Raw genomic sequence first — 10,723 nt, forward strand, 5'->3', positions numbered from 1 at the left:
CTTGATTACGTCTTCTATCATACATTCCCCCCTGACAATTAATCCACCCTGCCCAGCCCCCCTTAATAAGGGGGGAGCAAGAGTCTCAAAGTCCCCCTTTTTAAGGGGGATTTAGGGGGATCTCCGAGAGATTTGGTTCATAATCAGTAGTTTGAAAACACGCCCTAGGGGGGATCTGAATCTCATGATTAAACAATAGTCTGTGACTGCGTATAAAGCATAAATCTGACGGTTATTCGATCGCAGGTAAGGGTAGTGTAAATAAAAATGTGCTGCCTTCACCGAAGATACTTTCAACCCAGATTTTTCCACCGTGCTGCTCAATAATACTGCGACAGATGGGCAATCCTAAGCCGGTTCCTCCTTTTTCGCGGGAATCTGAAGCATCGACTTGCTGAAATCGCCCAAAAACGAGTTCTAATTTATCGGCTGGAATGCCGCGCCCGCGATCGCGAACTTGGAACAGCACGCAGTCTGTTTGGTTTTCCGCACTCAGGTAAATGGCGGAACCGACAGCCGAGAATTTAATTGCATTACTAAGTAAATTTGTCAAGGTTTGGAGGATGGCATCTGCGGCGGCCCAGACTTCTGCATCGGTGGGGGTAATAATTAATGAAATCTGGTGTTGAGCGGCGATCGCCTGAAGGTTATCTACTACTTGCTGCATCAAATCTGTGGCTTTGCAAAGGGTTTTATCCAGAAAAGCCCGCCCGGACTCCAGTCGTTCCAAATCTAAAATATCATTAACCAGGTTCACCAAACGATTGGTATCAAGTAGGGCAATTTCGATCATGCGCCGGGACTTTTCTGGTTTTTTATCATAAATTCCAGTTTTTAACAGTCCCAAGGACATTTGAATTGCTGTCAAAGGAGTGCGCAGTTCGTGGCTGACAATGCCGATGAATTCATCCTTAATTTGTTCGACTTTGTTTCGTTCGGTGATATCTTCCCCAATGCTGATACTGCCGATGACTGTTCCATCTGAATCTTGCAGCGTTGTATTGTTCCAAGCAATGAATCGTTCCTCACCGGATTTGGTCAAAATGACATTTCGATAATAGGGATGAGCATTATGAGTTAAGAGTTGCAAGAAATCGGCTTCAGTTGATTTTATACTAGAGCTAGGCAAAAAGTTTTCAAACCAATTTTTGCCTAAAACTTCTTCGTGAGCATACCCTGTGAGGCCGACAAAAAATGGATTGACGTAATTGATAATTCCCGACGCATCGAGTCCGACAACAATCAACTGCACATTCTCCAAAAGCGATCGCCAACGACGTTCGGCTTCTCGGATGACGGCGGTGGCTTGTTGGCGTTCTTGCAATTCGAGTTGAAGTTGGGTGTAGAGTTGGGATTGCTGAATGGCGATCGCCAGTTGGCTGCTAATCTGTTCGAGCAATTCAATTTCCCAAGATTGCCAATTGCGAGGTACAGTATTTTGGTAGATGATTAACAATCCCCAGAGGAATTCTCCCGAAAATATGGGAACTGCCAAATATGCTTTAGCTTGAAATTGTTGCAAGAGTTGGATGTGACAGGGATGAAGTCCAGCTTCGTCAATATCGGCGATCGCCAAGGTTTCGTGATTGCGGAAGCGTCCGCCTTGAGTTTCTTGCAGGTAGACATCTTCACAAGCTTTTTCAATATTGCATCCCACCAGTTTTACCCACTGCGGATCGACTGACTCAACCACAAAATCTCCACTCCAATCGGGAGTGAAACGATAAATCGCAGCGCGATCGACTTGTAATGTTTGCTTGACTTCTGTGACGGCAGTATTCAGAATATCATTGAGGTCTAAAGATTGGCGAATCGCTTGAGTAATAGTCCAGAGCAAACTTGCTTGTCGCGATTTCTGTAGTAATGCTGCTTGGGCTTGTTTGCTTTCAGTGATATCTTGTTGCACTGCAACCAGAACATCGCCGTATTCGGGATGCTGGAATACAGAGCAAGTTGCACTGCACCAAAATGGAGTACCGTCTTTTTTAACATTATGGATTTCATAGCTGAATTCACCACGTTGTAAAACTGCCGATCGAATGGCTTGATATACATCTTCAGGATTTAGCGATTCGCGGGCATAGTTGAGAATCGAAATGTCTTTACCGTTGAGTTCATCTAAGTCATAGCCAAACATCTGCTCAAATTTAGGATTGGTATAAACAATGACTGCATTATCGGCTCTCACCAAACAAACGCCCTCCGCCATGTTGCGGGTAATCACAGCCTGAAGCTCTAGCATTTGTTCTGCCTGTTTGAGTTGAGTCAGATCGCGCAGACTAACGATAACGCCTAAAATATTATCGTCTGCATCGCGGAAAGGTGTATAGGTGACGCTCAAAAATTGCAGGACTAAATTGGGATAATCAAACCACTTTTCATATTGAATTGTCTCTCCGGCAAAACCGCGATCTAAGCGAGCTTTGATGAAGTTGTCGAACAATTCCTGGCCCAAGATATTTCTGGCTGAATTGCCGACAACCTCGCTTTCAGATTTGTTGCACCAAGACAGATAACCTTGATTGGCTATTTGATAAATATAGTTGCGATTAATCAGCGCAATCCCATCTTTTGTGTTGGATACAATGCGCTCGTATTTTCGGAGGGCTTCTTCCGCACGTTTGCGATCGCTAATATCGAGCATCACACCGAGCGATCGCACCGGTTGACCGGATTCATCGTAAATGGTTTTGCCGCGCCCCATTAACCAATGAACAGAGCCATCGGGATGCAGGACTCGATATTCTGATTCATAATCCAGGCGAGATTGGAGAGCATCGCTAAACTGTCTTTCAACCCGATCTCTGTCTTCGGGATGCAATCCCTCTCGCCAGATTTCATAGCACGGTTCCAACCGCTGGGGAACTAATCCCAGTAAAGTAAAGTGATTGTCATTCCACACGAGTTTTCCGGTGAGCAAATCTAAATCCCAAAAGCCGATGTGTGTCAAATCTAGAGCTAATCGGCGCTGTTCTTCGCTCTCTCGCAAGGCTAATTCAGCTTGTTCTCGCTCTCTTTGGATCTGCTTGCGATCGCTGATATCAAACAACGTTGAGCGGGTCATCACAAAGTTACCTGCTGCATCTTTAATCGCGGTAGCATTCAGGTTGAACCAACGGCTTGAACCGTCTTTATGGAACATTTCAAACTCCAGATTCTCGACCCAGCCTTGTTGTTTTAACTGGGGAAAGTTTTTATAAAAAATTTGTTTGCCATCTGCTGATAGCAGATCCAAAAACTTAATTTTATACAGGATTTCATCGCGGGTATAGCCCAACCATTTGAGTTCTGTATTATTGATCCGAACTATTGTCCCCTCGGCGTCCAGGGAGTGATAGCCGCAGGGAGCATTATTGTAGAGGTCTTCTACTTCATGGATATATTGCTGCAACACTAATTCTGCTGCTTTTCGCTGGGTAACATCACTGCTAATTTCTAGGATTTTAATTGACCTACCTGTATCATCTTTTTGGACAACCCAACGGCTAGATACAGTAATTTGGCGCTCGTCTCTAGTGCAATGAATTAGTTCTCCTTCCCAGTAACCTGTTTCAAACAGTTCTGCTTTAATTTCTGCCAACGGCTGCGGAAATTGGGTTTTGAATAAACTGTGCGACTCTTGTCCGAAGACCTCGGCTTTTGTCCAGCCATACATCAACTCGGCTCCCTGATTCCAAAAGCTGATGACTGAGTTTAAATCCCAGGTGATAATACTATCGTGGGCGAGATCTAGCAGTTGTGCTTGTTCTTTGAGCAGTTGATAGGCCTGTTCTTTTTCGAGTAAAGTAACTAACAGGCGATCGTTGACTTCGGTGAGTTGGGATGTTCTTTCTGTTACCCGTTTTTCGAGTTCGGTATTGATTTGTTGGAGGGCAATTTGTGCTTGTTTGCGATCGGTAATATCTTCAGTAAAGAGAATGATGCCACCAACATCGCCATTGCTGCGATACCAGGGGTGAATTTCCCACCGCAACCATTGCTGCGAGCCATCTGAGTGCACAAACCGATCTTCATCGCATTTTTCAATGAAACCTGCTAAACCGCGCTGGTGGAATTGCTTCCAATTCTCTGGAATATTCGGAAAAAGCTCGTAGTGCGATCGCCCAATTATCGATTCTAGGTCATCGAGCCGATATTCATCAACCCATCGCTGGCTGGCGGCTAGGTAACACAGGGAGCGATCGAACATCACAATACTGGCGGGAGCATATTTGATGAACAATTGCAGTTTTTCCTGAGTCTCCTGTAAGGTTAGTTCTGCTTGTTTGCGATCGGTAATATTGTCAGAAAAGACAATGATGCCACCAACATCTCCATTGCTGCGATACCAGGGGTGAACTTCCCACCGGAACCATTGCTGCGATCCATCTGGATCAACCCATTTATCTTCTGCGCATTTCTGAACAAAGCCTGCCAAACCGCGCTGGTGGCTTTGTTTCAAATGCAGAGGCAGATCGGGGAAAAGCTCGTAGTGCGATCGCCCAATTATTGATCCTAGGTCATCCATCTGAAATTGATCAACCCATTGTTGGCTGGCGGCTAGGTAACACATGGAGCGATCGAACATCCCAATACTGGCGGGAGCATATTTGATGAACAATTGCAGTTTTTCCTGAGTCTCCTGTAAGGTTATTTCTGCTTGTTTGCGCTCTCTAAGTTCGGTTTGTAGCTGTTCCAATAAATCAGCTTGTTGGATAGCAATACTCGCTTGTGCAGATAACTGTCGCAGCAATTCTATTTCTGAAACTTGCCACTCTCGCGGCCCGACGCAGTGATGAGCAATGAGCAAACCCCAAAGATTTTCACCTTGGAGAATCGGCACAACTAAATTTGCCCTGACTTGGAGATTTGTCAGAAATTCTAGGTGACAGGGAGCAATTTCTGCCCTATAAATATCTGATTTAGCGGTGACTAAGCCTTGTCTGAAGGGTTCAAAATAGCTTTCACTAAGGCAAGGATCGTTTATCTGAGTGGATATAATTGGTTTCGCTGCTGAACCAACTGACTCTACCACAACCCTGCCGCTCCAGTCTGGGGCTAATTGAAAGATAATTACGCGATCGCAGAGCAGAATATTTCTAATTTCTGTTACCGTGGTGTTGAGAATATCTTCTAATTTCAGGGAATCGCGGATAGCAAGTGCTGTTTTAGCCAGGATTTGCTGTTGCTGTCGCTGCCATTCCCGTTCTCTAATCAGTTGGCTGTGTCGCAGCACATAGCTAATGGAACGCTGCAAAACTTCTGGGCTAATCTGGCTTTTTTCTAAATAATCCTGAGCGCCGCTTTTGAGTAAATCAACGGCAATTTGGAGATTTCCCTGCCCTGTAAGCACGATCGCGGGAAGCGTATTTCGCCCAGTTTGTTGGAACAGTTCCTCCAAGAACTCTAACCCATCTATATCGGGTAAATAGTAATCTAGTAGCAAAATATCTGGGCTCTGGTGCTGGCACCATTGCAGCGCATCTTCACCGTTATCAAATTCTACAATCTTGTAGGTGCGATCGCTATCTTGCAACAAAAATCGGCGGTAGGTAGCGCGATCGACTTCTGAGTCGTCTACAAACAGAATCGTGTATGGGCCTGTTGCTTCAGGGCGGGTGGCCAAACCCTGAGAGTCCGGGAGGGTTAAGGTTGCCACTCCCGATGCTGTCTGTGGTAGCTCAGTTGCGGAGTGCGATCGTCCAGCCTGCTGGAGAGCCGCCACTTCTGAGCGCAACAACTCTAATTCAGCAATCAGTTCGTCTTTAGTTTTGTCGGGATCTTTCATACTAATTGCTATTTTTTAATTGAATTTAAATAAATCAAATTATGATAATTCGGGTAAAATTGAAAATTCAAACCAATATCGAAATAAAGTGTGTATCGTCTCGGTCAAAGCAGAGATTCCCATTTGTTTCAAAATATAACCATTCGCCCCTTGCTTGTAGCAATATTTCACATCCTTTTGATTAAATGACGTGGTAAAAACAACAATCGGAATTAAATTTAATTCCTCATGAGTTCTGATAGTTGCTAATACCTCTCGTCCATCGGTTCCCGGTAAATTTAAATCTAAAATAATTAAACTAGGGCGAGGTACAACTTCCGCATCGGCATACTCTTCTTCGCGAAAAAGAAATTCCAAAGCTGTATCACCATCTGTAAAGCGATCGATAGAAAATGAACCTTCGTAAGATTTAACAGCCCGCATGAATGCCTCAAAATCTTCATCGCTATCTTCTATCACTAATATTCTGATAGGTTTATCCTCATATTTCATTCGCTTGGGAAAGAGTAAAATAAAATGTCGTTCCTTCCTGATATTTGGATTCTACCACAATTTCTCCTCCATGTCGTTCGACTATTTTTTTAACTATCGTTAACCCTGCTCCGGTTCCGCCTCCATATTTATTTTGGGAGTGCAAGCGTTTAAAAATTCTAAAAATGGTATCTAAATGTTTTTCTTTAATGCCAATGCCATTATCTTTAACATAAAAAACGGGGATGTTTTGGTAGAAACCAGGATGATCGATCGATGACCAGTCGGGTTTACCCGTGATACAACCAATTTCTATGCGTTTTTCGGGGCGATCGTTATACTTAATCGCATTGCTCATTAAGTTCGTGAAAATTTCTTCAGTTAACACGCGATCGCCTGCGATCGTCGGCAGAGGCTGAATAATTTGCAGGTCGATTTTAGAGTCAGATTGACTGATTTTCAAGATATCAACAACATTGTTAACTAAATGATTCAAATTAATAGTATTGCGGTTTAAATCTGCACGAGACAAGCGAGAAAAATGCAGTAAAGCATTAATTAAATTTTCCATCCGTTTCGTTAACTGCATTAACGTGTTTAATTTATTCACCCCATCATCATCTAATTGATTCTGATAATCCGCCAATAAAAAACTCGCATAATTGTGAATTCCTCTTAACGGTTCTTTCAAATCGTGGGAAGCAATGTAAGCAAAAGCATCTAATTCAGTATTGCTGCGCTGTAACTGTTCGTTTATCGAAGCTAATTCATCAGCTTTTTTGAGAATAATTCCGACAATAGCTGCGCGCAATTCGACTATTGCCTCAATTTCATGATTTTGCCAGGGTAAGCTTTTAAGTTCGACAATTTCTTGCCACTTTGCAAAAGATTTGCGAGGAGACAGCCTCAGATTACTATTCTCATCAATTGTTGCCTGTTGATTGGGATTGCCACCCCAATTTACAGTTTGAATTACTTCGGGACGAAACCATAAAATAAAATTGCGCTGGAGCTTAGTAATAGAGACAACAATCAGGCCACAAGCCAAGTCTTTAAACTGGGTGGCGTTCGGATAAACTGTAGGCAATTTTTCTGTATAATAAAAATTATTTTGCAGGTGTGGAACAACCCAATCTAGTAATTGATTAATCTCATTTTCTGAGGGAGTTTTCCCAAACAGCGTGACTAAATCATTAGAAATGATGGCTGCCCCTGTGGCATTAACTAAGCTTAATAAACCCTCTCGATCTTGCCCTAGTGCCTCGACAAAATCCTCTGCTTGATAAATCCTTTCAAAAAAATCAGATTGCAGGCTTTTTAAGCGAACTTTCTCATCCAAATTTTTCTGTTCTTCCTTATTGCTTAATTCCAGCGACATGACTTGCCCGATAAATTCGCAAAGGGTTCGGCTATGATAAGGGAGATATTTAGGTGTCTCGTTATGACAAGAAATTACTCCCCAAAGTTGATTGTTTTTTAATAATGAAATAGACATAGATGCACAAACTTTCATGTTTTGCAAATATTCAATATGACAGGAAGACACACTTTTTAAGACAGAAAAAGTCAAATTTAGCGAGGCATTTGTCAGGGGACACTGAGCTGGAATCAAAGATGCTGGCTGAACATTGACATTAGGAATTAAGCGCAATTTATTCAGACGGTATAGTTCTTTTGCTGGTCGGGGAATATCGCTATCAGGAAAATGTAAACCTAAATAGGAGATTAAATCAGGGCGCTTGTTTTCGGCAATAACTTCTCCCGAGCCATCTCGACCGAGGCGATAAACCATCACCCGATCGAATTTGATAATATTTCTAATTTCTACGGCAATTAATTGACACAAACTACTGAGGTCGGATGTATTTTGGACTTGAGTGAGGGTATGACGAGTTAATTGATAAAATTGAAAGAAATCGTATGGTAGATTTTCTGCTGAAGGTTCCAGCTCCAAAATTAATAAGTTATCGGGCGATCTGTGGACAATGCCATAAAAAAATATTGCCTTTTTTTGAGGACTTAATATTTTTAATTCTAGAGGATTTACCGCCTCAAAATCTCCTGCCAAAGACTGAGTTAGCACTTTTTGAGATTCTGGCTCTAAGAGATCGGCTAGAGTTTGATTTAATAACTGCTCGGGTGAATAGCCAAGCAGCGATTGAGTATTGTCGCTGATTTGTACAATCTGCCAATTTTGTTCGTTAAAAACTAACAAAATGCCGTGAGGTTGAATAGTATTAGGAGTATAGATCGGTTCGCTATCGTAATTATTGGGGAAAATCGGTCGGTCGGAAATAGAATTAACAAAACTCATAATTTTTTTTATTGCTAACGCGATGCGATCGCCTTAATTTATGGATGGGCTGGAACCGCTCGATTTAATTTTTGAGTTGGTGTCAAATATTAAGGTGGACAAATGTCAAAATTATTGAGGGTTTTAGTAAGTTTAAGTATTTCCCGGCTTGAGGCGGGGATCGGTGCGCTTGATGCGGCTGAGTACCCGCGTCACTAATTCAGGCCCGAGGACTGGTTTGGTAATGAAGTCATCGGCTCCTGCTTGAAAGGCTTGGCTGAGGGAGCCTGCATCGGTGTGAGCAGTTACAACTAAGATTGGCAAATCTCCCCACTGCGTATCCTGCCGCACTACCTGGCACAATTCTAGCCCGCTAATTTGTGGCATCTCCAAATCGAGTATGACTAAATTTGGTGAAGTTGCAATCAGCACTTCCCAAAATCCTTGAGGATCGGTTAATTTTACCACGTCTAAACCCCAAGGTGTTAGCAGTGCCGATATGTGAGCTAAAATGGCAGGATCGTCGTCAACAATTAATACTTTGGCTTGCAGGGATTGAGTTTTGGTTAAGCTCCGGGATATGGCTTGAAAAATTTGGTCGGTGGTGGCAGGTTTTTGTAAAAATTGTTTAGCACCTAAGCGCGATACTGCTAGCCGATCGCCCAGACTGTCGCGCCCTGTAAATACAATTACGGGCAGGTTTGGCGATCGCTCGTTGAGTTCTCGCAGCAGCGTCAATCCATCTTCTTCGGCGTCGGGAAAGCTTAAATCTATTAAAATTAAATCGGGCATTGACATAGCCAAGCGGGATCGCGCAGCAGCGACATTAGGAGCAATTTTCATCCGAAATCCCCGAGTTTCTGATTCTGCTTGTAACCGCTCTGTCAAAGCAGCATCATCGTCAACTACTAGGACTCGATTAGATAAAATGCTAGGCGCTGCTGAACTGGTTAAGGTAACGGTTGGTTTGCCTAATTCTTGCTCTAATCCTGTCACGGCTGCCGAAAATCGGGTAATTTCTTCAAGAGTGAAAGGGCGAAGGACACCACAGGGGTTAACCGGGCTAATTGAGATTAGTAAATGCTCTGCTGCTCGCGCTAATTTGGAGCCTTCAGGATAACCGAAGGATGCCATAGAACCTGCTAATTTATGCGCTTCATTCTTAGCAGCTTGGTATAATTCCACCTCTAAACTTCCGCTTTTGACAGCAGTGCGTGCGCTCGACAACACGGCAATTTGTTGCTGAAATACTCCCCGAAACCGCTCTAATACTTTGTCGATCGCAGACGGATCTCCAGCGCGAGATTTCTGTTTCTGGCTGCTATCGGTGTCAGAATTGTTTGCCGGGAGCGGCTCCGCTTGGGGGCTGGGTTTGAGTCGATAACCCATCCCGTAGACTGTTTCGATGATTTCTGCGCTTAAGCCGCCTGCTTTGAGTTTTTTTCGGAGATCCTTAATATGAGTGTTTATGGCGCGATCGGTTGGTGCATCCTCAAATCCCCACAGGCGATCGAGAATGGCGCTGCGGCTGAAGATGCGATCGGGATTTCGCATAAATAAGTCCAGCAGATTATATTCTGTGACTGTCAGTGAAATAAGTTGTTCGCCACAGTTTACTCGGCCTGAATCCATGTCTAAACAAAGATTTCCCCAAGTCAATGTAGTGGATGAGTCGATCGCAAAACTCCCAGGAGAAACTGCTTTAGAGCGCCGCAATAATGTGCGGATTCTTGCTAGCAATACTTCTGTACCGCAAGGCTTGTTGATGTAATCATCGGCTCCGGCGTCGAACCCTGCTACTACATCGGCATCTGAATCGTTTGCTGTCAGTAGCAGGATCGGTTTGCGGTAGTTTTGCGATCGCAGTTGCCGGCACAGACTAATCCCATCTAGTTTCGGAACCTGCACGTCGAGCAAAATCAGGTCATACTCAATCAATGTTGCCAGGTCTAAGCCCTCTTCTCCGTCGCTGGCGCGATCGATCGTGTAGTCATTTGCTTCTAACACTTTTGCCAGTGTCGCACTCAGTAATGTATCATCTTCTACTAACAGAATTTTGATCGGAGACTTCTTCATTGTGGTTGTGGGGGTGCAATTCCGATGCCTTCAAAGCTGGTGATGTACGGCCTACGGCTTTGTTCTCATTGAATCATCGGTTTCAATCTGTGAATATTCGGGCGATCGGACTTATT

General features: G+C 43.7%; 4 protein-coding genes. All 4 read right to left on the minus strand.

Annotation, left to right across the window (positions count from 1 at the left end; genetic code table 11):
* Positions 1-232: 232 nt before the first annotated feature.
* On the minus strand, positions 233-5,767 hold the full coding sequence (locus QT974_RS23325; protein WP_333470801.1) for a PAS domain S-box protein: 5,535 nt from the start codon (positions 5,765-5,767) through the stop codon (positions 233-235).
* A gap of 39 nt (positions 5,768-5,806) precedes the next feature.
* Positions 5,807-6,259 (minus strand): response regulator, encoded by a 453-nt coding sequence (locus QT974_RS23330; protein ID WP_333470802.1) that lies wholly within the window; start codon positions 6,257-6,259, stop codon positions 5,807-5,809.
* Complete coding sequence (locus tag QT974_RS23335; RefSeq protein WP_333470803.1) at positions 6,249-8,552, minus strand: ATP-binding protein; 2,304 nt, start codon at positions 8,550-8,552, stop codon at positions 6,249-6,251. The genes QT974_RS23330 and QT974_RS23335 overlap by 11 nt, the downstream gene beginning before the upstream one ends.
* 132 nt (positions 8,553-8,684) lie before the next feature.
* Entirely contained in the window at positions 8,685-10,607 is a 1,923-nt protein-coding gene (locus QT974_RS23340) for a response regulator (RefSeq protein WP_333470804.1), read from the minus strand.
* Positions 10,608-10,723 lie beyond the last annotated feature (116 nt).

Source organism: Microcoleus sp. BM001215392 (assembly GCF_036700185.1).
GTDB lineage: Bacteria > Cyanobacteriota > Cyanobacteriia > Cyanobacteriales > Microcoleaceae > Microcoleus.

Excerpts from the sequence above, each read along its gene's own strand:
- QT974_RS23335 (WP_333470803.1), bottom strand. The coding sequence starts at position 8,552 with ATGAGTTTTGTTAATTCTATTTCCGACCGACCGATTTTCCCCAATAAT.
- QT974_RS23330 (WP_333470802.1), bottom strand. The coding sequence starts at position 6,259 with ATGAAATATGAGGATAAACCTATCAGAATATTAGTGATAGAAGATAGC.
- QT974_RS23325 (WP_333470801.1), bottom strand. The coding sequence starts at position 5,767 with ATGAAAGATCCCGACAAAACTAAAGACGAACTGATTGCTGAATTAGAG.
- QT974_RS23340 (WP_333470804.1), bottom strand. The coding sequence starts at position 10,607 with ATGAAGAAGTCTCCGATCAAAATTCTGTTAGTAGAAGATGATACATTA.